The sequence below is a fragment of the Paludibaculum fermentans genome, assembly GCF_015277775.1.
GTDB classification, from domain to species: Bacteria; Acidobacteriota; Terriglobia; order Bryobacterales; family Bryobacteraceae; genus Paludibaculum; species Paludibaculum fermentans.
In genome coordinates, this window is record NZ_CP063849.1 from 1133662 (window position 1) to 1154959 (window position 21298).

The 21298-nt window shown below is 63.5% G+C and carries 17 protein-coding genes and 1 tRNA gene; 9 read left to right on the forward strand and 9 right to left on the reverse strand.

Annotation, left to right across the window (positions count from 1 at the left end; all coding sequences use genetic code 11):
• Window positions 1-24 precede the first annotated feature (24 nt).
• Window positions 25-669: a hypothetical protein gene (locus IRI77_RS04505; protein WP_228486599.1), complete on the reverse strand. Its 645-nt coding sequence runs from the start codon at window positions 667-669 to the stop codon at window positions 25-27.
• A gap of 9 nt (window positions 670-678) precedes the next feature.
• Between IRI77_RS04505 and IRI77_RS04510 the strand changes: the two genes are divergently transcribed.
• Entirely contained in the window at window positions 679-1596 is a 918-nt protein-coding gene (locus IRI77_RS04510) for an ion channel (protein WP_194450887.1), read from the forward strand.
• A 6-nt stretch (window positions 1597-1602) separates the two neighbouring features.
• On the opposite strand, the gene IRI77_RS04515 is transcribed toward IRI77_RS04510, so the two are convergent.
• On the reverse strand, window positions 1603-2874 hold the full coding sequence (locus IRI77_RS04515; protein WP_194450888.1) for a lactate racemase domain-containing protein: 1272 nt from the start codon (window positions 2872-2874) through the stop codon (window positions 1603-1605).
• Window positions 2875-2894: 20 nt separating this feature from the next.
• Here IRI77_RS04515 and IRI77_RS04520 point away from each other — a divergent pair, with 20 nt between their 5' ends.
• Complete coding sequence (locus IRI77_RS04520) at window positions 2895-4256, forward strand: hypothetical protein (protein WP_194450889.1); 1362 nt, start codon at window positions 2895-2897, stop codon at window positions 4254-4256.
• Here the strand turns inward: IRI77_RS04520 and IRI77_RS04525 are convergent.
• From IRI77_RS04525 to IRI77_RS04540, 4 genes are all read right to left on the reverse strand, one after another.
• Window positions 4253-4564, reverse strand: a complete 312-nt coding sequence (locus IRI77_RS04525; protein ID WP_194450890.1) for a hypothetical protein — start codon at window positions 4562-4564, stop codon at window positions 4253-4255. The two genes, IRI77_RS04520 and IRI77_RS04525, sit on opposite strands and share 4 nt — an antisense overlap.
• 23 nt (window positions 4565-4587) lie before the next feature.
• Window positions 4588-5493, reverse strand: coding sequence for a homoserine kinase (gene thrB / locus IRI77_RS04530; protein WP_194450891.1), 906 nt, complete (start codon window positions 5491-5493; stop codon window positions 4588-4590).
• 4 nt (window positions 5494-5497) lie between these two features.
• The gene (locus IRI77_RS04535) at window positions 5498-6508 is read right to left on the reverse strand and encodes a Gfo/Idh/MocA family protein (RefSeq protein ID WP_194450892.1); all 1011 of its coding nucleotides are present in this window, start codon (window positions 6506-6508) and stop codon (window positions 5498-5500) included.
• 139 nt (window positions 6509-6647) lie between these two features.
• Window positions 6648-8252: a fucose isomerase gene (locus IRI77_RS04540; RefSeq protein ID WP_194450893.1), complete on the reverse strand. Its 1605-nt coding sequence runs from the start codon at window positions 8250-8252 to the stop codon at window positions 6648-6650.
• Window positions 8253-8416: 164 nt separating this feature from the next.
• Here IRI77_RS04540 and IRI77_RS04545 point away from each other — a divergent pair.
• A tRNA-Lys gene (locus IRI77_RS04545) sits at window positions 8417-8491 on the forward strand.
• Window positions 8492-8510: 19 nt separating this feature from the next.
• On the opposite strand, the gene IRI77_RS04550 is transcribed toward IRI77_RS04545, so the two are convergent.
• Together IRI77_RS04550 and IRI77_RS04555 are read right to left on the reverse strand one after the other, a co-directional pair.
• Entirely contained in the window at window positions 8511-8900 is a 390-nt protein-coding gene (locus IRI77_RS04550; RefSeq protein ID WP_194450894.1) for a VOC family protein, read from the reverse strand.
• A 47-nt stretch (window positions 8901-8947) separates the two neighbouring features.
• Window positions 8948-9667: a helix-turn-helix domain-containing protein gene (locus IRI77_RS04555; RefSeq protein ID WP_194450895.1), complete on the reverse strand. Its 720-nt coding sequence runs from the start codon at window positions 9665-9667 to the stop codon at window positions 8948-8950.
• Between the two features lie 230 nt (window positions 9668-9897).
• Between IRI77_RS04555 and IRI77_RS04560 the strand changes: the two genes are divergently transcribed.
• The gene (locus IRI77_RS04560; RefSeq protein ID WP_194450896.1) at window positions 9898-11391 is read left to right on the forward strand and encodes a DUF4331 domain-containing protein; all 1494 of its coding nucleotides are present in this window, start codon (window positions 9898-9900) and stop codon (window positions 11389-11391) included.
• A 78-nt stretch (window positions 11392-11469) separates the two neighbouring features.
• A complete protein-coding gene (locus IRI77_RS04565) occupies window positions 11470-12696 on the forward strand; it encodes a tetratricopeptide repeat protein (protein WP_194450897.1) in 1227 nt (408 codons plus the stop codon).
• 100 nt (window positions 12697-12796) lie between these two features.
• Here IRI77_RS04565 and IRI77_RS04570 read toward each other — a convergent pair whose 3' ends face one another.
• A complete protein-coding gene (locus IRI77_RS04570) occupies window positions 12797-15160 on the reverse strand; it encodes a S9 family peptidase (RefSeq protein ID WP_228486600.1) in 2364 nt (787 codons plus the stop codon).
• 482 nt (window positions 15161-15642) lie between these two features.
• On the opposite strand from IRI77_RS04570, the gene IRI77_RS04575 reads away from it, so the two are divergent.
• The 4 genes from IRI77_RS04575 (at window position 15643) to IRI77_RS04590 (ending at window position 21142) form a co-directional block, all read left to right on the forward strand.
• A complete protein-coding gene (locus tag IRI77_RS04575; RefSeq protein WP_194450898.1) occupies window positions 15643-15831 on the forward strand; it encodes a hypothetical protein in 189 nt (62 codons plus the stop codon).
• A 50-nt stretch (window positions 15832-15881) separates the two neighbouring features.
• Entirely contained in the window at window positions 15882-17582 is a 1701-nt protein-coding gene (locus IRI77_RS04580; RefSeq protein WP_194450899.1) for an alpha/beta hydrolase family protein, read from the forward strand.
• A gap of 72 nt (window positions 17583-17654) precedes the next feature.
• Window positions 17655-20360, forward strand: a complete 2706-nt coding sequence (locus tag IRI77_RS04585; protein WP_194450900.1) for a DUF2339 domain-containing protein — start codon at window positions 17655-17657, stop codon at window positions 20358-20360.
• Window positions 20357-21142, forward strand: coding sequence for a M48 family metallopeptidase (locus IRI77_RS04590; protein ID WP_194450901.1), 786 nt, complete (start codon window positions 20357-20359; stop codon window positions 21140-21142). Before IRI77_RS04585 ends, IRI77_RS04590 begins: the two co-directional genes overlap by 4 nt.
• Window positions 21143-21298: the final 156 nt, after the last annotated feature.

A 21298-nucleotide genomic window follows, 5' to 3' on the forward strand; every position in this document is an offset into this window, starting at 1 on the left:
CCCACAGGTCCGGATGGCTTCGAATCAGTGCTGGATGCTGCCGACCAGGCCGGCCTCGAACAGGCGTTGATCCATGCGGGTGAGGCGGCGGACCTGTTTGGGTGTAACCACTTTGGTGTGCGGCACCCAGCAGAGGTGTTCGGCGATGTACCAGACGGGCTCCTCGTCGGCCATCCATTGGCGGTTGTCGAAACGGGCGAGGTCGATGGGGCGGGTGGAGTAGGCGCGCAGCGTCCGTTCGCCCTGCAGGTTGAAGTAGTGCGGGAAGTAGGAGAGCACGAGCTCGCGCAGTGTGCGGTAGACGGGCTCGCGGTAGCGCAGGCCGGAATAGTTGGACTTGGCCACGGAGCCCCAGCAGCCGTCCACCTGGAACAGGGCCAGGACGTGGTCGTCGTCACGGATCGCTTCCAGGTCCAGCAGCAGCGCGCGGTGGCCGTTCACGCGCAGGGCGGCGGCGGCCAGCAGGGCGCCTTCCATGCAGTGGCCGCGGCTGTGGCGCAGCACCATGCGTGGTGAGAAGCACGAGGGCCCATCCGGCTCAGTGTTGTAGGCGATCTCTTCGTCGAGAAAGCGCTGCAGTTGCTCGGGCTTCTTCAGGGCGCGCAGGGCTCGCAGTTCCGCGGGCGTGAGTCCGCTGTGTGGGATCATCTCGGGAGTAGAGTAGCGCATCGAACACATATGGCGAAGATAGCTTTCGATCCAGGCATAACAGAGCGTTTTTCGGGACGGCTCCGGCGGATCATCGATGAAGACGGATCGTTCAACGTCCGGCGGGTGGGCGGCCATCTGCGCGACGCCGGGTACTTTCTGTACTTCATGAACCTGAGCTGGCCGGCGTTTCTGGTGCAGGTGCCCCTCATCTACCTGGGCATCGAGTTGTTATTCGCGATCGCCTACTACCTGGTGGGGGTGGAGAACCTCTCGGGCGCGCCGCACAATACGCCACTGCAGTCGTTTGCCAGCGCCTTCTTCTTCAGTATTCAGACGTTTACCACGGTGGGCTACGGCCACATCGCGCCGAACAGCCTGATGGCCAGTTCGGTGGCGGCCGTGGAAGCGATGTCAGGCATCCTGAGCCTGGCGATTGCAACCGGCTTGATTTTCGCCCGATTTTCGCGGCCCTCGGCTCACATGGCATTCAGCGAGAATGCGGTGATCGCTCCATTTCAGGACGGGCAGGCATTGATGTTCCGGGTGGCGAACCGGCGTCCCAATGTCCTGTTGGAGTTGGAGGCGCGCATCCTGCTGATGACTGTCGAGAACGTGGACGGCGAGTTGAAGCGGCGCTACGCTCCGCTGAACCTGGAACGGCCGGGGGTCCTGTTTCTGCCTTTGGTGTGGACCGTGGTGCACCCCATCACGATGGACAGTCCGTTGTGGGGCCGGACGCCGGAGGACCTGCAGCGCCTGCAGGCTGAGTTTCTGGTGATGATCAAAGCGTTTGACGACACCTTCAGCCAGTCGGTGCATGCGCGGCGCAGCTACCTGACGGAGGAAGTGAAATGGAATATGCGGTTTGCGCAGTCGTTCCGGGCGGGTAGTGAGGGCGAGATGGAACTCGATCTCGCCCGGTTGAACGATCAGGTGCCCGCGTAGCGGAGCTTACTGGAAGCGGCCACGATAGGCCCACAAGCCCAGCGCCGGATTGGAGATGTAGAAGATCTCCTCGCCGTCGACGTCGTTGAAGCCGTCCTGCAGGCTCTCCGGATTGTACTTCTGCGTCATCTCGGCCAGATTGCCGTACTGGTAGTGGACGCTCTCCACCTCTTCGCGGGTCAGGTAGCCGGGGCAGTAGGTGATGCGGAAGCGGCCCTCGGACGTGCCGTGGATCAGGTGGGCGGCGGCGCTGAGATTGCCGGCAAGGTCCGGGTTGTTCTTCACCGCTTCAAGCACGTCCGGCGTGTTGCGGTAGCCGTACTTGCGGATGAGCTTGTCGATGGTGGGGTCCTCGCCAAACTCCTTCACGCCCGGGGCGAGCACGATCAGGTCGCCGCCATCGGCCAGGGCCATGCGGGTGCGGTAGACGCTCTTGTTGCCGAGCCAGGTGCTGCGGAATTCGCTGGGATCCAGGAAGACCACGGCCTTTTTGATCTCGCGCTCCATCATCACGAAGTTGACCTTCAGGCTGAGGGCGGAGGCCTTCTCGAAACACTCCACGTCATCGCCGACGTAGAGGCCGCGCAGGGCGAGCTGGCCGGCGTTGTTCTTGCCGACCACGGTCTGTACATAGACGATGGGCAGGTGCTGGGCGAAATGGTCGGAGGCGTAGTTCAGGACGCGGCGGACGGGCGTGTCGGCGCGGCCCATGATGCGTTCCATGCCGTACACTGCGCCGAGGAAATGGCTTTTGTTGATGCCCTCGCTGCCTCCGGTGCCGACGAACACGTTCTTGTTGTAGTTCGCCATGCCGATGACTTCGTGGGGGACCACCTGCCCCAGCGACAGGATGAGGTCGAAGCCGCCTTCGGCGACGAGGTTGGCCACCTGGGCGGGCCAGGTGAAGTCGAGCGCGCCTTCCGAAACTTCGCGGATGAAGGACGCGGGCACTTCGCCGAGCGTCGTGATGCCGTTGCGCCAGTCGTGCACCTTGAACAGCGACACGGGCATGTCGCCGAACATATGGCCGATCTCGGCCTCGGTCATGGCCGTATGCGTGCCGAGGGCGGGCAGGACGGCGGCCAGGCTGTCGCCGTAATACTCCCAGGCGAGCCGCGTGAGTTCACCGGCGCGCGAGTGGAAGCGCGTGATGTCGGGCGGCAGGCAGAGGACTCTCTTGCGGGGGCCCAGGGCGTCGAGGGCCTGGTAGAGGGCGGTTTTGAGCTCGGCGGAGGTGAATTCCGTGGTCTCCGAGCCGGCGGCGAAGTACAGACTCATGCACCCTTAGTATATTCCGATTGACATTTCAGTCACGAGCCGGCGCCGCGCTGGCACAATGGAATCAGGAGCACCGGCTGGCTTTGATCACTACTTCCCTGCTGTTGGCTGTGCAGTTGTCCGCCTGCGTCCCGGCCCGCTGGCCGTCGGCGGATGTCGAATCGCTATCGCTGTTGAAGCAGTCGCCCATCAACTGCCTGCTGGTGGACTCCGCCGTGTGGAAGAGCGAGTTCGCTGCGGCAGCCAAGGGGCAGGGCATTACCGTGCTGGCGACGAAGCAGGACGGAGCCTCGCTGGCTGTTTTCGAGGCGCCCGGCGGGGCTGCGCTCTTCACGTTGACGGCTCGCGCCAAGATGCCCATCGAGCATCCAGGCGAAGTGTTGGGGACGACCCAGGGCGTGTGGCCCGGCGTGCGGGCCGAGGAGAAGGGCGCCGTGCAGGCGCGGCCCAGCAGTTCTCCGTGGGTCGATACGAATTCGGGCTTCCTGCGGTTCACGCGGTCAGTGACTCCGCCGGCGACGGCGCTGTGGCTGGCGAATACTCCGCCGGAGAAGACCATTCTGGGCGCGGAGCGCTATATCCAGGCGGTTGCGGACGCCGCCATGGCCGGCGCGCGCTGGGTGGTGGCGCTGGATCCCGGCTACTGGGACCTGCTGCGCAAAGGCGACGAGAAGGCCGTGGCCGGTTGGAGGCGGATCAACGCAGTGCTGAAGTTCTATGAAGATCACAAAGACATTGCCACGTGGCCGGACTTCAGCGGGCTGGCGGTCCTGCAGGACGCCTCGTCGGGCGCGCTGATGTCGGGCAGCATCCTGGACATGATCGCGGCGAAGCACATTCCGGCGCGGGTCGTGACTCCGGAACGCCTGCCCGTGGCCGCGCCGAAGGACGTGCGGCTGCTGCTGAATATCGATCCGTCGGCGCTCTCGCAGGAGCAGAAGGATGCCGTGCGCGGCGTGGCTCGCAAGGGCGCGACGGTGTTGAGCGGCCCTCCGGCGTGGAAGATGGCGATCCCGGAAGGCGACTCCATCACGTTTCCCGAGACTTCACTGAAGCAGATGGAGGAGATCTGGCGCGAGATCAATGGCGTGATCGGGCGGCGGAACTTCGCGGCGCGGCTGTTCGGCGCGCCCAGCATGCTGTCGAATCTGAAAGGCGACCCCACCAGCGGCAAGCTGGCCCTGCATCTGGTGAACTACTCCGACTACCCGGTGGAGAACATCACCGTGCACCTGCTGGGCAAGTACAAGTCGGCCACACTAATCACGCCGGCGGGTACGAAGAAGCTCGAGATCTACGACGCCGAGGACGAGACGGGCATCGACCTGGATAAGGTGACTGACGTCGCCATCGTCCTGTTGGAAGTGTCGACGGTGAACTAGTCGAGGTCGAACGGCTTCGGCGGCGGTTTGGTGGGATCCTCTTCCTTGGCCTGCTTCAGCAGTTCGTCGAATTTGCGGGACAGCACGTCCTTGTTCGACTTCACAGCCTGGAACGATTTCTGGAACGCGTCCTCGCGCTGTTGCTCGGCGTCCTTCAGCTTGGCGATACCGGTGCTGATGTCGTCCAGGGTACGGGCCGCGGGCTTGGCCTTGTGGCTGAGAACGGCCTTCACTTCGGGATCGATCTTCAGCGTGGCTCCGCAGCAGGGGCAATCCACTTCAAACGCGACGGACTTTGTCTTCGCCATGGCAATCCTATTGTAGTGCTCGATTACAGGCCCTGCAGCAGATCGTAACCGTGATCCGGGATGTGCGCCCATAGGATCTCGCTGCCGTGGCCGTGCTTCTGGAAGATGCCGCGCATCTGTTCGCAGACTTCCTCGTGACCGCGCTCATAGAACACCAGGACGCTGGGACCCGCGCCCGACAGCGCGCAGCCCAGCAGGCCCTCCACGCGCAGCTCCAGCATCTCGCTGAGGCCGGGCACGAGGCGCGCCCGGTAGGGCTGGTGCAGGCGGTCCATCAGCGCTTCGTGGAACGCGTCGGTGGTCTGCGTCAGCATGGCCGCGATCAGCAGGGCCGAGCGCTGGATGTTGAAGACCGCATCGGCGCGTGAGTAGCTTTGCGGCAGCACGGCGCGCGCTTCCGAGGTGGGCAGGATGAAGTCCGGCACGATGATGGCGATGCCGTAGCGGGCCGGCAGCTGCATGCGCACGGCGCGCGTGATGCCGTCCGTGTCGATGGCGCTGGCGACGATGGAGCCCAGTGCCGCGGCCGCCACGTTATCCGGGTGTCCTTCGATACGCGCCGCTTCATCCAGGATCTTGTGACGATCCCAGCCCAGGCCCAGCACCTCGTCGGCGATGACGACGCCCGCCACTAGCGCGGCCGCGGACGAGCCGAGGCCCTTGCCGATGGGGATGTCGTTGTTCACCTGCAGCTCGATCATGGGCATCGGGCGTCCCGTATGCTCGCTCACCTGCAGTGCGGTCTGCCAAATGAGATTCTCCGGGCCGGGCGAGATCATGTTTGCATCACGGCCCGAGGGGGTGATGATCAGCTTCTCCGACCGCCGGAAACGGCACTCGAGATAGATGCTGAGCGCCATGCCCAGGGCGTCAAAGCCCGGCCCCAGGTTGGCGCTCGTCGCCGGAACACGTACTTCGGTCCAACTCATGTTGCTAGAACTTCACCGGCAGGCCGCTGCGGCAGCTCTGGTAGACACCTTCCACGATTTCCAGTGCCTTCAGGCCTTCTTCGCCGGAGACCAGCGGCGTCGTGTTGTTCTTCACCGCATTGCCGAAATCGAGGAACTGGCGTTCGAACGGCGTCAGCGGGATGGCCATGGGGTCGGACGAGCCGCTCATGACTTCCTTCTCCACCGGAGCCGGATCGCCCGAGTCGCCGTCCACATCCCACGTGGTGAGCTTGTCGCCCGTGAAGATGCAGGTGCCCTTGGTGCCGTGGATCTCGATGCGCTCGGAGTAGCCGGGCCAGAAGGCGGTGGACGCCTGGATGACGCCGGTCGCGCCGCTCTTATACTTCAGCAGAGCGTTGATGACGTCTTCACTTTCGATCTTGTGACGCGCGGCGAGTTGCCACTGCCCGTAGAGTTCGGCCACGCCGCCGACGAGGTAACCCAGCACGTCCACCTGGTGGACGGCCTGGTTGATCAGCGCCCCGCCGCCTTCCACGGCCCAACTGCCCTTGATCGAGCGGGAATAGTAAGCTTCGCTGCGCCACCACTTCACATACGCGTCGGCCTGCAGGATCTTGCCCAGGCGGCCGTCTTCGATAGCCTTCTTCACGAAGATGGTGGAGTCGTCGAAGCGGTGCTGGCTGACCACGCCGAGCACGACGCCGCCGGCCTTGGCCGTCTCGATCATCTTGCGGGCGGTCTCGACGTTGGTTGAAATCGGCTTCTGTACCTGGATCGCCTTGCCGTTCTTGGCCGCGATCTCGATGGGCTGCAGGCGGAAGTCGGGGAAGGTGCAGACGTCGACGTAATCCACGTCGGGATGGCTGCAGACCTCTTCGTAAGTGGGCACGAACTCGCAGCCGTACTGCTGGGCAAAGCGTTGACCTGCCTCCGGAAACACGTCCGTACAGACAGTGATCCGGTATCCGATGTTCTTGTAAGCCTGCGCGTGTTTATGAGAAATCGCGCCCGTGCCGATCATGCCGACTCGCAAAGGAAGTACCTCCAGAATGATGAATTTTCTAGCATATCAGAGGCGCTTTCACCGGGTCATCGCAAGCGCCAGCAGGCAGGACGAAAAACGCGCCGGTGCTCGCCCGGCGCGTTTCGAGTTCGTTGACTGTAGGTGGGCGCTATTCGCCCAGCCCGTGTTGGGTGCCGCACACATGGACATCGATGCCCAAATCGCGGAACATGGCCGCCTTCACGGCGAGAGCCTTGTTGGCATCCTCGGCCGTGGGTGCATACGCCACGTTGATGTGGTTGGACTTGTGACGGCCCATGAACTGGTCGCGCGAGACCCCGTGCAGCACGGCGTGCATGATGGGCCACGGCGGGGTGGTGAGCTTCCATCGCCGGTCGGTCTCTTCCGCCGGCAGGTCGATCGCCTTGGCGCGTCCGATGTCGGCCTTGAGGATGCCGGAGTCGATGTAGATGCGGCTCCAGACCAGTTCGCCGGCCTTGGAAATGCCCTTCACCGTGCCGCCGCCCTTGCGGAAGTACATCGGCGGCTGGCGTTCGCTGGTGGTGCCGGCGTACCCGCCCTGGTTGTGGGCCGGCGGGACGGCGCCGGAGATCAGATACACCCAGACGTACTCGCCGTTGTACTGTTCGCCGTAGCGGACGTCGTGCAGCGTCGTCTCGGGATCGTAGCCGAGCTTCGTCCAGACGCGGTTGGTGATCAGCGCATCCAGGCCGCAGCACTCGTCCACTTCGTTGAAGTGCGGCAGCGCCTTGCCCTCATAAAGGACCCGCGAGCCGTCGCGCGAGGTGACGGGCGGCCGGTCGACGTTATTCAGCAGCCCTTCCACCAGGTCAGAGGCTGGGGCGAGGTCCTTAAGACCCTGCTGATATTGGATGCCGATGGTGGCGCAGCCGAAGTCGTCGGCGATGCGCAGCGCGGCGATGTACATCTTGCACTGGTCGAGAATCTGGGCGTCGGTGAGGTCGGTGTCCGGATTCGGACCCGTCAGGAACTTCATGCCCTTGGCGTCGAGCCAGTCGCGGACAGCCTGGGCTTCCGCATCGGCAACGGTGAGCATCTCGGCGTAAAGCGCGCTCTGGCTGAGCCGCTCTTTGAACACGCCGGTGCGGTGCAGCAGTTCGTCGGGGATGATGGCGTTGTACATGCCCATGCAACCCTCGTCGAAGATGCCCATGATGGCCTTGTCGCGATAGAGTTCGCGCGCCATCGCCGAGCCGGTCTCTTCGGCTTGCTTCGGCAGGCGCAGCGCGCCCAACGGACGGACATGGCTGTTGTCGTGGATGACTTTCTCGCCGTTGAGCCAGCGCTTCAGGCCGCCGAGGAAAGCCTCGTCCTTGAAGTCTTCCGACCACAACGTGGAGTAGGGGACGCCCGCCTTGGTTAAGCTGGCGTTGAGATTCAACATGCCCACCAGGCCGGGCCACTGCCCGCTCCAGTTGGCGATAGTCAGGATGGGGCCCTGATGGGTATAAAGGCCGTGGAGCACGTGGTGGCTGTACTGCCAGACCGCTTCGACTACAATCAGCGGCGCGGTGGGAGGAATCTGCCGGAAGACCTCCATGCCGTGCTTCTGGCTGTCGATGAAGCCGTGCTTCTTGGTCTCATCGTATGGATGGCCGCGTTCGATTTCATGACCGAAGGCACGCACCGCCTCGATGACCATCTGCTCTACTTCTGCCTGCGCCGCCCAACACGTCTGGTTGGCTGAAAGGCGCAGATCCCCATTAGCGATTAAGATGACCGGGTCTGCCATGCCCCTATTCAATCACAAACAAAGGTGCGATTGTGAGCCACTTTAGCGGTAAATGTGATTGGCGGAGGACCCAAGGGTACTGATTGTACGATGTTTGATTGTACACCCAAGGGGTACCCTTGGTATCCTAATCAAAGGTGCCCGCCCGCCGGGTATCCCAGAGTGGGCCGGTAGCTCAGTGGTAGAGCATCTGACTTTTAATCAGGTGGTCGCGGGTTCGACCCCCGCCCGGCTCACCAGTCTGCCCAAACAGGCAGATCAGGCGTTCGCAGCTTCCACTCTGCTGGCGAAACACACGGCGAATCCGCCCGGCTCCCGCACCACGATCTCCCTCATTCCATAGAACGCCGTCCGCTCCGGCATCACTACTTCCATCCCGGCCACACGGCTCAGAAGCTCGTCAAAATCCGGCACCTCGATGAACAGGCCAATGCCTTGCCCGGTCAGCCCCGGAATCATCTCCGGAACATCCTTGCCCACACTCTCGCGCGTCTGGAACATCAGCTCCGCGCCGTGCTTCTGGAGGATCACGAAGCCCAGGCGATCCCCTTCCGGTACTTCCACGGTCTTGTCAAACCCGAGCCTGTCGACCCAGAATGTCAGGCACGGCTCAATAGCTTCCACGATCAGTACGGCTGTAATCTTCATGCGGTCATGTTAGCCGCGGCGCGGAGGTTCCGTCTTGGAAAAAACGGTCATGGCCGCGCAACATAGCTGGTGGGCGTCACCCCGCTGAGCTCGCGGAACTCGTTCACCAGATGGCTCTGGTCATAGTACCCGTAGTCCAGCGCCAGATCCGCCCAGTTCGCCTCGACGCCTTGAGACAACCGGCTGACCAGGCTGCGGAATCGCACCACCCGGCAGAATAGCTTCGGCGATACCCCCGTCTGCTCCAGGAACACCCGCCGCAGATGCCGCTGGCTGAGCCCCGCGAAACGGGCCAGGTCGTCCAACCGGACGCGTCCGGCCTGCTCCACCACCCACAGCACCATCTTTTGGGCCGGAGTCTCCTCCCCGGGCCGCAATTCACCGGCCAGCAGGGAAACCGCCTCTTCGCCCGTCGCCGCCGAACTCATCCGGCTTCGCAATTGCTCCCCCCGCCCGCCCCACAGGCCGCTCAAGTCGACCAGTGAGTCGGTCAACTCGTTTGCCGCAATGCCCAGGAACTGCCTTGCCATCGAAGGATGAAACCGCACGCCGACCAGGGTCTGGGGCTGGGTGTGCGCATAGACTTGCGCCCTGGTCATCGTACCCACCGCCGCCAGCAGGCCGCTGTCCGGCATGAAGACGATGTCCTCGCAGGCGTCCGGCAGCACGCGTTGGGGAGAATTCGCGCTATCCGCGTCGTAGGTCCAGAAACACTCCACTGAACCGGCGAGATGGGCGGGCGGAGCGTGTTCCCGGTAGCGCACCATGCCAGCTTAACCTGAAACGCGCGCGCGAGCCATACCTACAGCCGATCCCACCCGCAAACAACGCATGTACGCAATCCGAACCTCCTCCGGATTGAGATTTTCCGACTTTATTTTTCGTTCTAGCATTCCGCGGGAAAATCGCGAAATTCCCTCGCAAACGAAATCCGTTCCCCGCGCGTTGCCGTAACTCCACATGAACAACGGCTTCACAATTCCGCGAGGTAACACTGATGACACTCAGATCAAAGACACTTCGAACGTCACTCGCCATGCTCATGGCGACCCTCACCATCCAACAGCCGGCGGTGTTTGCCGCCAGCCATCGCGAGGCGCCCATCACGGCCCTCGACCAGAAAGCCGACATCACGGACTGGTACACCTTTGTCAGCCCCGAACGGGCCGACAAGGTCATCATGATCCTGAATGTCGACCCCTTCCTCGAACCGTCAAATGGTCCGAATTACTTTCCCTTTGACCCCGGCATCCTCTATGAGATGAAGGTCGATAACAATCACGATGGCGTGCCGGATGTCACCTTCCAGATCCGCTTTAAGACCGAGATCCGCGCCCCTGGCGTCTTCACCGGTTTCGTCGGCAACCTGGCCGGCATTCCGGCCATCACCGCGCTCGACGGCGCCGGCTCGGAAGGCTTCAACCTGCGCCAGAGCTACACCGTCACCATGGTGACCAAGGCCGGCTCCCAGGAACTGACGGCCGGGATGAACACCTACGCCGTACCCGCCAACGTCGGCCCCAAGACCATGCCCGACTACAACGGCCTGCGCGCCCAGGGCGTCTATAGCCTGGGCCAGGGCGTACGCGTCTTCGCCGGCACCGTGGCCGATCCCTTCTACATCGACCTCGGCGGCTTCTTCGACTCCGTCAACCTGCGCAAAGCGGCCGGCGGCGGCGTGCTGCCCGCCATGGCCGAAGGCGACGATCAACACAACTACGCGCCCAACTCCCTTGCGGGCTTCGACGTGAACACCATCGCACTGGAAGTGCCCATCAGCATGCTCACCAGCGACGGCAAGGTTCACGCGGCCGGCGACAAGGAAGCGGTCATCGGCACCTACGGCACCACCTCGCGGCATAAGACGACGGTGATGGGCGACGCGGGCGCCGAAACCTGGGCCCAAGTCCAGCGCCTCGGCAATCCGCTGATCAACGAAGCCATCATCGGCACCGGCTCGAAGGACAAGTTCAGCATGGACGATCCGATCAACGACGCCCAGTTCGCCAACTTCGTGCTCGACCCGCTGGCCGCCAAGATCCTCGGCAGCATCGGCGTGCCCGTGGCGCCGGCTCCGCGCACTGACCTGCTGCTGCTCGTGCAGTATGCGGCGCCCATCTGCCCCGGTTGCGGCGCTGGCGATGCCGGCCCCGTGGCTGACCTGCTCCGCCTCAACACCGGCATCCGTCCCACCGCCTTCACCCAACAGAAGCGCCTGGGCTTCCTGGCCGGCGATCTCTCCGGCTTCCCGAATGGCCGCCGTTTGGGCGATGACGTGTTCGACATCGCACTGCGCGCCGTGGCCGGCATCCTGGTGGATGGCAAGAAGTACGGCACCCCGCTGGGCGATGGCGTCAACACCGGCACCGCTCCGCTGCAGCCCTCGTTCCCGTTCATGGCGCCTGCCTACAGCGGCCGCGACAGCGTTCACGCTGGCCCCGGTCAGCCCGGCTGCGCTTACTACGAGAGCGGCATCTGCCCGAGTCTCTAACACCTGAAACGGGGCGGGCTCAACCGGGCCTGCCCCAACCCTTGATCCAGATCCTCAGACCGATAGTTGGACGCCTCCATGAATAAAACACTCTTCGCTTCCCTCGCCCTTATTGCCACGGTGGCGCTCGCGGGCACTCCGGCGGAAAACGCCATCCAGAAGGCCCAGGCCGGCCTCGCTGCCCACCCGAATCATGTGCCCTACCTGAACAGCCTCGCCATGGCCTACGCCCGCCGGGCCCGCGAAACCTCCGACGTCGCTTACTATGCGAAGGCCGAGGAGACGCTGAAGCAGTCGCTGGCCGCCGCGCCGGCGAACTTCGAGGCAGTGAAGGTGGAAGCCTGGCTGCAACTCGGCCGGCACGAGTTCGCCAAGGCCCTGGAAACAGCCACCAGGCTCAATAAGCAGATGCCCGACGACGTGACCGTCTATGGCTACATGGTGGATGCCAACGTGGAACTCGGCAACTACCCCGATGCCATCAAGGCCGCCCAGTGGATGCTCAACCTGAAGCCGGGCAACGTCGCCGGCCTCACCCGCGCCGCTTACCTGCGCGAACTGCATGGCCGCCTGCCCGGAGCGATGGAGCTGATGCAGTCCGCCTACGACTCCACGCCCTTCTCCGAATCAGAGGATCGCGCCTGGCTCCTCACGCAGATGTCCCATCTCAGCTATGTCAGCGGAGACCTCGCCAAGGCTGAGATGTACGCCACTGGCGCCCTCGGCGTCTTCCCGAACTACCACTACGCCCAGGCCGCGCTGGCCCGCGTTCGCAGCGCCCAGAATCGCCACCAGGAAGCAGCCGCCCTGTTGCAGCAGCGTTACGCGGCCGCGCCGCATGCGGAGAATCAGTTCGCATGGGCCGAAGAGCTGGCCCTCGCCGGCAGGAAAGACGAAGCGGCCAAGGCCTTCGCCGAGTTTGAACAGAAGTCGTTGGCCGAATCCATGTTGGGCGACAATTCCAACCACGAGCTGATCGCCTACTACATCGACCACGCCAACCAGCCCGCGAAAGCGCTGGAGATCGCCAAACGCGAGATCGCCCGCCGCCAGGACGTGTTCACCCGCGACTGCTACGCCTGGGCGCTGGCTGCGAACGGCGAATACGAGCAGGCCGGCATTGAAATCCAGAAGGCGCTGCAGATCGGCGTGAAGGATCCCAAGCTCCTCTACCATGCCGGAGCCATTGCCCATCACCTGAACCGGCCCGACCAGGCCGCTCTGTACCTGAAAGACGCGGCGGCTCGCAATTCCTCGGAAGCCGCCGTGTTGCTTAGGGAACAGTCGCAGACGGCAGCCCGCTAACCTGGGAGGCCACTTCCGTCCGCACACAACTCGGGCCGGCTCAACCGGCTGGGATGCTGCTTTCGCAAGCGCCCAGCCCGCGGGCCGGCCCGAACTGCGTCTATTGCTCTTCCGCTGCGCCGCTCATCATCATTGGTCCAAACCCCCGGCCCGCTGCCGGAGGATGCAGTTCATACTCCTTGGGCGGCTCGGCCCCCATCAGCCACTTCACGAAGTAATCCCAACGCCGCCGGATCATGTACGGCTCGGATGCAAATCCATGGCCTCGATTCGGCAACATCAGCAGGTCGAAATCCTTGTTCGCCTTGATCAGCGCGTCCACCACCAGCAGTGTGTTGTTCGGAGGAACATTGCTGTCCATCGTGCCGTGCGCCAGCAGCAGCTTGCCCTTCAGGTTCTTGGCGTGATTCTGATTCGCCTGGTCGTCGTAGTTGGTGGTGCCGTCCGGATTCTTCACCAGCAGTCCGTGCCACTTCTCGGCCCAGTCGTCTTCGTACACGCGGTTGTCGTGGTTGCCTGCTTCCGAGATTCCCACCTTGAAGAAATCGGGATAACGGAACATCGCGTCCGCGGTCGCAAAGCCGCCGCCGGAGTGGCCCCAGATGCCGGCCTTGTCGATGTCGATCCACGGATACTTCGCGGCCAGTTCCTTCATGCCCGCGATCTGGTCGGGCAGCGTGTTGTCGCCCATATTCGCGTAGTAGAACTCGTGGAACTTTTTCGATCGCCCGGGATTGCCCATGCCGTCGATCTGCACCACCACGAAACCCAATTCCGCCAGCGCTTGCGTGTCGCCGCGCGTCGGCTGGAACGAACGGCCGCCCACGCTGCCGCCCTGCGGTCCAGGGTAGATCTGGTTGATGATCGGGTACTTCCTGGCCGGATCGAAATTCAGCGGCCGGAACATCAGGCCGTATAGATCCGTCACTCCGTCGCGCGCCTTCACCGTGATCGGAATCGCCGGCTTCCAGCCCGTCTCCACCAGTTTCGAGATGTCGGCTTTCTCCAGCGTGTTGATCAGCTTGCCATCGGAGTCGCGCAGCACCGCCACCGGAGCCACATCCGGCTTCGAATAGCTGTCGACGAAATACGCGCCATCGGGTGAAAGCGCGATCTCGTGATTCGCATCCTCCGGCGTCAGCAGCTTCAAGCCCTTGCCATCGAAGCCGACCCGGTAGAAGTGCGTGAAATAGGGGTCGCGGCCCTTCTCCTTGCCGACGCCCAGGAAGTACAGCAGCCGGTTCTTCTCGTCCACCCGCAGCAACTGCGTGACGTTGCCCTCGCCCGTGGTGATTTGATTCTTCAGCTTGCCCGTGGCCATGTCGTGCAGATACAACTGGCCCCAGTTGTCGCGTTCCGAGAACCAGATCATCTCGTTCGACGCGCGCAGGAAGCGCCAGTTCACTCGGCCCGCGCCGGACTCGAAGAACGTGTCGACCTTCTCCTCCAGCACTTCGCCGATCTCACCGCTCTCGGCATCGGCCAGCCGCAGGTTCTCCTGCTTATGGTCGCGCGAGGTGGAAACAAACGCCACCTGCCGGCTGTCCGGGCTCCACTCCACATCGGCCCATTCGCCGCCCCGGCACGAGATGTCGTCGCACAGCGTCGAGCGGTGCTGGTCGGGCGCCATCTTCAGCCGCACCACCTTGGGCTGCTCCACTTCAATCACTACACGGTGGATCATCGCCACCGTCGTGTCGCCGGGCAGCGGATACTTCCAGGCCTGCAGCGTCGGGTGACCTACCTTGGTGTCGACGAGATACATCTCGCCCACGCCGCGCTGATCCTGCTGGAACGTCGCGATCCGCTTCGAGTCGGGCGACCACAGCAGGATGGGCCGGTCGCTCTTCGTCCAGCCGGCGTTGTCCGTGGCATAGCCGAAATCCTTCACACCGTCCGTGGTCAACTGCGTCTCTTTGCCGGTGGCCACGTCACGCACCCACAGGTTGTAGTCGCGGATGAAGGCGGCCTTCTTCTTGTCGGGCGAGGGCACGTCATTGCGCATGCCCCGCATCCCACGCGGTCCGCCGCCCGCCTCGGCTCCTGTTTCCGGTGTGCAGGCCTGCCCCTGGACGTCGCAGCGGAACCGGCGGGGCCGGCCCGCATTGGGACGCCCGCCCATCGGATTGGCGGTGGCCGCCCCGGCACCGGCCGGCGTCACAGTGAAACTTAAGCTTTGGCCGTCGGCCGACAGCTCGAAATCGGTGAAAGGCAAATGTAGCGCGTCATACTTTGTACCCGCGGCGTCAGACAGCGTGGCCGCCAGTTTCTCGTGATCGAAGGCCGGGGCCTTCACTCCAGACGCGGCGGTTACCATGACGAACTGGCTGCCATCCGGACGAACGTCCCGATACCAGAACTTGTCGTTGCCGGCCCACGTCGCCCGCACGTTTGAATGAAACACCAGCGGAGTGGTGTTGTAGTTCATCATCTTCTCGGCCCGCGCATAGTCCGCGGCGCTCAATGCAGGCACCTGTGCAGGTGCCGGAGCTAGCGCGGCGCACGCCGCGGCAGCGAGTAATCGCAGTGTGATCAAGTGAAGACGCCCTGGCATTCCATTCCTTCCCGAAGTCGGTGGCAGTGATTTTATTCTAGTGCGCCCGAGTGGACTTTCTTCTTGGCGTAGACGGCGAGCCCTCTAGTTACAGTCAGATCGAAGCCTGTATTACGGTGCCTCCAGCCGTTCGCACGCTGTGCACAGAGGCCCGAGCCCTGGAACAACTATCGAACGACTTGATTTTTGTTAACCCAACTCAAATAATTGTTCCAGCCCCCACGTTCGGGACTCTAGACGGTAGGAGTGGAACGATGGTTTGTCCGGCGTGCCGGAGTAGCCGAATGCTCCGGCAACGGAGAACGCTATCCGAGCGATTCAGGTTCGCGGCGGTTTATATCTGCCTGGACTGCAAGCAAACCCACAAGGTTGCGTTACGGCGGCGCTACCCCATGCTGTCGCTCCATGTCTGCTGCCCCCGTTGCGGCACGCGCGACCTGCGCATCTTCTCCAAAATCGATCGCATCGAGGGGCTCTACAACAATCCCATCAGCCGCATCCAGCAGCTCTTCGGAGCGACTTTGTGGTACTGCCCATGGTGCCGCCTGCAGTTCTTCGATTGCCGGAAATTGAGCCGCTGACCCGCCAGCGGAATGCGGTAGGATAAATGCCTCGGAGGAGGTTCCCGCCCATGCGGCCACTGCTTTTTCTGCTCGCTCCCGTCCTGATTGCGTCCGCGGCCGACCGCCGGAATCTGGAGTGCCCCAACACCGACACACACGTCACTTTCCAGGCGCCGGCCAACCTCGAAAAATGGGAGCAGCGCAAGAAAGATCTGCGGCTCCAGATCCTGTCCGCCTCCGGGCTTCTGCCCCTACCCGAAAAGACTCCGCTGAAGCCCCTTGTCTACGACCGCCTGGACCGCAACGGCTACTCCATCGAGAAAGTGGCCATCGAAACGCGCCCCGGTTATTGGCTGGGTGGCAATCTGTACCGCCCCAGGGGAAAGAGCGGGAAATTCCCCGCGGTATTGCATCCGCACGGGCATTGGAATTATGGACGGCTGGAGAACCAGCAGCTTTGTTCCACGCCGACGCTGGCGATTAATCTGGCGCGCCACGGGTTCGTCGTCTTCGCCTACGACATGGTCGGCTACAACGATACCGCCCAGACTCCCCACGATTTCAGTACGCCCGAGTTCCAACTCTGGGGCTTCACCCCGCTGGGCCTCCAGCTCTGGAACTCCATCCGGGCGCTCGATTTTGTCGAGTCACTGCCCGATGTGGATGCGGCGAAGCTCGCCATCACCGGCGCCTCCGGCGGCGGCACCCAGGACTTCCTGCTGACCGCCGTCGACCCGCGCGTCGCCGTTTCCGCGCCCGTCAACATGGTGTCCGGTATCATGCAGGGCGGCTGCGTCTGCGAAAATGCGCCCGGCCTGCGCGTGGGTACCAACAATATCGAGATTGCGGCCATGGCCGCGCCGCGACCCATGCTCATGGTGGCCGCCACCGGTGACTGGACCCGCAACGTCCCCAAAGAGGAGTTTCCCGCCGTCCGCAAACTGTACGATCTCTACGGGAAATCGAATCTGGTGGAAAACGTCCAGTTCGACGCGCCCCACAACTACAACAAAGACAGCCGCCAGGCGGTGTACAACTTCCTGCGCAAGCACCTGCGGCCCGAGGAACCGGAGTTCCAGGAGCGCGGAGTCGACGTGGAAAACCTCCAGGACATGCTCGTCTTCTATGGCCGCAGCAGGCCCGATCATGCCCGCTCGTTCAATCAGTTGTTCGACGAATGGAAGGCTGAGGCGGTGAAGATGGAGCAGTCGGCCACCCCGGCGGAGTTGAAACAGCGGCTGCAGCTTGTCTTCCACAGCCCGGACCCGCAGCCCGCGCTGGGTGACTCGATTCCGTACAAGTTCGTAGACGGCAAAGCGCCCGCGGTCCTCTACCTGCACCCGGACGGCATCGCCGCCGCCGAGGCCAGCGCCGGTTTCCTGAAACTCAAGGCCCAGGGGCGGGCCATCCTGCTGATCGACGCGTTCCAGACTGGCACCGCGAAAGCCGCCCGCGACCGTTCGCACCGCCACTTTCTCACCTTCAATCGCAGCGACTCCGCCGCCCGCGTCCAGGACGTCCAGGTGGCTTTGCAATGGTTGGCGGCCAAACGGCCATCCGAAACAGTCGAACTCGCCGCCGAAGGTGATGCCCAATGGTGGGCGCTTTTCGCGGCCGCCACTACCACGTCGCCCGTGCGATACAACCCACCCTCGCTCGGTCTTAAGGTTTCCGACGGAGAATTGGCTAAGGTGTTCTTCGTACCAGGCTTACAGCGCGCCGGTGGGGTGGAAGCTGCGGCGAAAATTCTGAAAGTCAGCGCCCGCTGACGGCATTCCCAAATTCGAGGTACCAATTTCGTGGAATGGGTATTCATCTTTGGGCTGGCGTTCGCGCTCTGGATGAGCCGCCGACGCGTCTCCCGTCTCGAAGATCTGCTTGCTGAACTGACGGCCCGCGTTTATGCGCTGGAGCAGAAACCGGTGGAGCGGCCCGCGCCCGCCGCCGCGCCCGTCTACACACCGGTGCCGGTGGTGGTCCCGCCGCCCCCGCCCGTAGAACAGCCGCAAGTATCTGTCCATGAGGAACTTGCGACTAAAACAACACCTGTCGTTTTGGCCCCCGAGCCGGAACAGCCCGTCAGCCTGCCGCCACCGGCGTTCGTGGCGGAAACGCCGCTTTCCGACCGTCTGCGCGAGATGGTCGGCGACGACGAGTGGGAATCGCTGGTCGGCGGCAGCCTCTTAAACAAACTGGGTGCTTTCGTACTGGTCATCGGCCTCGTGCTCTTCCTGGGCTACTCATTCACCCAGATGGGGCCCGCCGCCCGTGTGGCGGTTTCTCTCGCTGTCAGTGGCGGACTGCTCGCCGCGGGCTTCTTCGTGGAGCGCCTGCAGCGCTACCGCGTCTTCGCATGGGGTCTGCTGGGCGCCGGCTGGGCCTGTTTGTATGCAACGACTTACGCGATGTTCGCGGTCGATGCGGCGCGAGTCATCTACAACGACACGCTGGGCGGCCTGTTGCTGGTGGCTGTCGCCGGGGCGATGATCGCGCACTCCTTGCGGTATCAAAGCCAAACGGTCACCGCCATCGCCGCCGCCAGCGCGTATGGCGCCCTGGCGCTATCTCCTTCAAAACAGTTGGGCGTGGGCGCCCTGATCCCGCTTTCCGGTGCGCTGCTCTATCTGGCCGATCGCCTGCGCTGGCACGCCATCGGCGTCCTGAGCGTTGCCGCCACCTACGGCATCATCATTGCCCACGGTGACCAGGGCTCCCCGCTGTTCACCACCCAGGCCTTCCTGTTTACTTTGTGGCTGATCTTCGAAGCCTTCGATATGGTGCAACTGCGGTCTGAGCAGCCGCGCCCCGGCTACGCGGCATTGATCTTTCCTATCAATGCGTTGGGCTTCCTGCTGCTCTCCGCCGCCAAGTGGGAGAAGGTGGATCCGGCCCACCTGCCGCACTTCCTGGCCGCGGCCGCGCTGCTCTATCTCGGTGATGCGGTCCTGCGCGGCCGGATGCAGTCGAATGCCTACCAGTACTCTATTGTCCTGGCGTCCGGGTTGGCCGCCCTGGCCGTCGTTCGTCATGCCGGCGGCGCCTGGGCCAGCGTCATGTTGGGCGTAGAGGCCGAACTGCTGTTTCTCGCCGCCTGGCGATGGCGCCTGCGGTTCCTCGAATGGCTGGCCGCCATCGTCTTCGGCGGCGCTCTGTTGCGCATGCTCTGGATCGCGGCGGATTCCTCGGCCATGGTCACCTGGGCCGGGCTCACGTTCCATAACTGGACTCCCGCCGCCATCCTGCTGGCGGTCGTCGCCTATACCAACCGGGAGCTGCGAACCGTCCCGATTCCCTACGGTTACGCCGGATCTGCCTTAGTCCAACTGGTCCTCGGCGCGGAGTCTCCCAAACGCTGGCTGGGCTTGGTCTGGACCTCGTGGACCGCCATCCTGCTGGAGCTCAGCTTCTGGCGCAAAGCCTCCGACTTCCGCCGTCAGGCCTACTTCGCCTGGGTGTTGGCCGTGCTGGCAGTGTCGTTCAGCTTCTTCGACCATTTCAGCCGTCCGGCGGCCGCCAGTGAGTGGGTTTCCCTGGCCGGCGCCTCCGCGCTGGGATACTGGATGACCCTCCGCCTGTGGACCAGGGAAGGAAAGCTCTTCGTCAGTAGCTTGGCTGCCCTGGCCGCCACCGGTTTCGCCATGATTGTTTCATGGCTGCAGTTGCCCGATGTGACGGTGGCCGTCGCATGGATGGCGCTTGCCGTCCTGCTGGTCGAGGCGGGGTACCGCTTTCAACACAATCATTTGCGGATGATCGGCCACAACGTGGGAGTCGGTGCTTTCACCCGGCTATTTTTTGCGAACTTCACAAATACCGGCGTCACGGGCGGCCTCTCGCACCGCCTGGTGACCGTGCTGCCCGTCTCCGGCTCGTTCCTGTATCTGTACCGGCGGAGCAGGGAAGACGCGTGGCCCTGGCTGCGCCTGCACCTCTGGCTCGCCACCGCCGCCATCGCGATCCTGATGCGCTTCGAGATGGGCCATGTGTTCACCGTGGTCGGCTGGTCGCTGCTCGGCGTGGGTTTGTTGGTGATCGGCCAGAAGTTCGAGCTCGAGGACTGGCGCTGGCAAAGCTACGCGCTGGCGCTGATGGCGGCGGTCCGCTGCGTGGCATCCAACTTCGACGATCCGCAGAGCTTCGCCGGCCTGCCCGGCCGCCTGCTGACTGCGGGCCTTGTGATCAGCGCACTCTATGTGCAGGAATTCCTGGCGCCGCGCGAGGAACTGCCGCGCACCTACTACAGCCTGCTGGGCAGCCTGCTGCTGGCTTCGCTGCTCTACCGCGAGGTCTCGGGCAGCGGGCTCACGGTCGCCTGGGGCCTGCAAGGCGTGCTACTGCTGGCCGCCGGTTTTCCGGCCCGCGAGCGGGTGCTCCGGCTGACGGGGCTCGTCCTGCTTCTGGGCTGCATTTTGAAGTTGTTTATCTATGACTTACGGAATCTTGAGACTCTGCCCCGGATTCTGTCTTTCATGGCACTCGGCGTCATCCTGCTGGGTGTTTCGTGGGTCTACACCCGCTTCCGGGAACGGCTGAGGAAACTGTTATGAGCGACCGCATTCTGTTGCTGATCACCGTCGGCGCCCTGGCGCTCTCCGGCATTCTGGTCCGGGCCGGGAAGATTGACGACAAACAGGATCTGGAGTCGGTGGCGCGGCTGTGGGGCGATCTGTTCTTCGATGCTTCGCGGACCACTGGTTCGCTCGTCCACGTTTCCACCGCCGACGAGGTCATGCTGGGCAACCGCCTGGCCGCCTCCACCTATGGCGTATGGGCCGAGGACCCGGCGGGCCTGCAACGAATCGAGGGCATGACCGCCCGCCTGAACCGGCATGTGCGCAGAATGATGCCGTACAAAGCGCACGTCATGGCGGGCTCCGAAATCAACGCCTTCTCGCTGCCCGGCGGGCATATCTTCGTCACCTCCGGCCTGCTCGGATTCGTCAAGAATGACAACGAACTGGCGGGCGTCATCGGCCACGAAATGGCGCACATCGACCTGGAGCACTGCCTGGACCGGCACCGTTATGAAGCCGCATTATCCCGCCAGTCCATTCCGAACGCGGGTGTCCTGTTCGACATGGTCCGGCAGGCCGCAGCCATGACCTACAGCCAGCAGCAAGAGTTCGACGCCGATGCGCGCGGCGCTTACCTCGCAGCCTTGGCTGGCTACGACGCCAAGCAAATGCCGGCCGTGTTCCGGCGTCTCGACCAGTTGACGCGCACCAATCCCCGGCAAGGCATCATTCGCCCGTATTTCGAGTCGCACCCCAGTTCCGCCGACCGCGCCGCCCGGCTGGAGCAGGTGGTTGCACAGCCGGTGGGTCGCTAGATTCCGCCGCAGTCTGTCCGGATTCGGATTTCGACGTAATTCTTTCCGGGCGTTTCCGGCACGTCCTACCCATCAGGTAAATCTTACTTGATCTTCGCCTACGTCCATAGGGCGTAAGATGCTGAAAATAAAGAGGCGGAGGGTTTGGCTAGGCAG

What these genes read in the sequence shown, in the direction of transcription:
- IRI77_RS04505 (WP_228486599.1), bottom strand. Translation starts at nt 669, where the DNA reads ATGCGCTACTCTACTCCCGAGATGATCCCACACAGCGGACTCACGCCC.
- IRI77_RS04510 (WP_194450887.1), top strand. Translation starts at nt 679, where the DNA reads ATGGCGAAGATAGCTTTCGATCCAGGCATAACAGAGCGTTTTTCGGGA.
- IRI77_RS04515 (WP_194450888.1), bottom strand. Translation starts at nt 2,874, where the DNA reads ATGAGTCTGTACTTCGCCGCCGGCTCGGAGACCACGGAATTCACCTCC.
- IRI77_RS04525 (WP_194450890.1), bottom strand. Translation starts at nt 4,564, where the DNA reads ATGGCGAAGACAAAGTCCGTCGCGTTTGAAGTGGATTGCCCCTGCTGC.
- thrB (WP_194450891.1), bottom strand. Translation starts at nt 5,493, where the DNA reads ATGAGTTGGACCGAAGTACGTGTTCCGGCGACGAGCGCCAACCTGGGG.
- IRI77_RS04540 (WP_194450893.1), bottom strand. Translation starts at nt 8,252, where the DNA reads ATGGCAGACCCGGTCATCTTAATCGCTAATGGGGATCTGCGCCTTTCA.
- IRI77_RS04550 (WP_194450894.1), bottom strand. Translation starts at nt 8,900, where the DNA reads ATGAAGATTACAGCCGTACTGATCGTGGAAGCTATTGAGCCGTGCCTG.
- IRI77_RS04555 (WP_194450895.1), bottom strand. Translation starts at nt 9,667, where the DNA reads ATGGTGCGCTACCGGGAACACGCTCCGCCCGCCCATCTCGCCGGTTCA.
- IRI77_RS04560 (WP_194450896.1), top strand. Translation starts at nt 9,898, where the DNA reads ATGACACTCAGATCAAAGACACTTCGAACGTCACTCGCCATGCTCATG.
- IRI77_RS04565 (WP_194450897.1), top strand. Translation starts at nt 11,470, where the DNA reads ATGAATAAAACACTCTTCGCTTCCCTCGCCCTTATTGCCACGGTGGCG.
- IRI77_RS04575 (WP_194450898.1), top strand. Translation starts at nt 15,643, where the DNA reads ATGCTGTCGCTCCATGTCTGCTGCCCCCGTTGCGGCACGCGCGACCTG.
- IRI77_RS04580 (WP_194450899.1), top strand. Translation starts at nt 15,882, where the DNA reads ATGCGGCCACTGCTTTTTCTGCTCGCTCCCGTCCTGATTGCGTCCGCG.
- IRI77_RS04585 (WP_194450900.1), top strand. Translation starts at nt 17,655, where the DNA reads ATGAGCCGCCGACGCGTCTCCCGTCTCGAAGATCTGCTTGCTGAACTG.
- IRI77_RS04590 (WP_194450901.1), top strand. Translation starts at nt 20,357, where the DNA reads ATGAGCGACCGCATTCTGTTGCTGATCACCGTCGGCGCCCTGGCGCTC.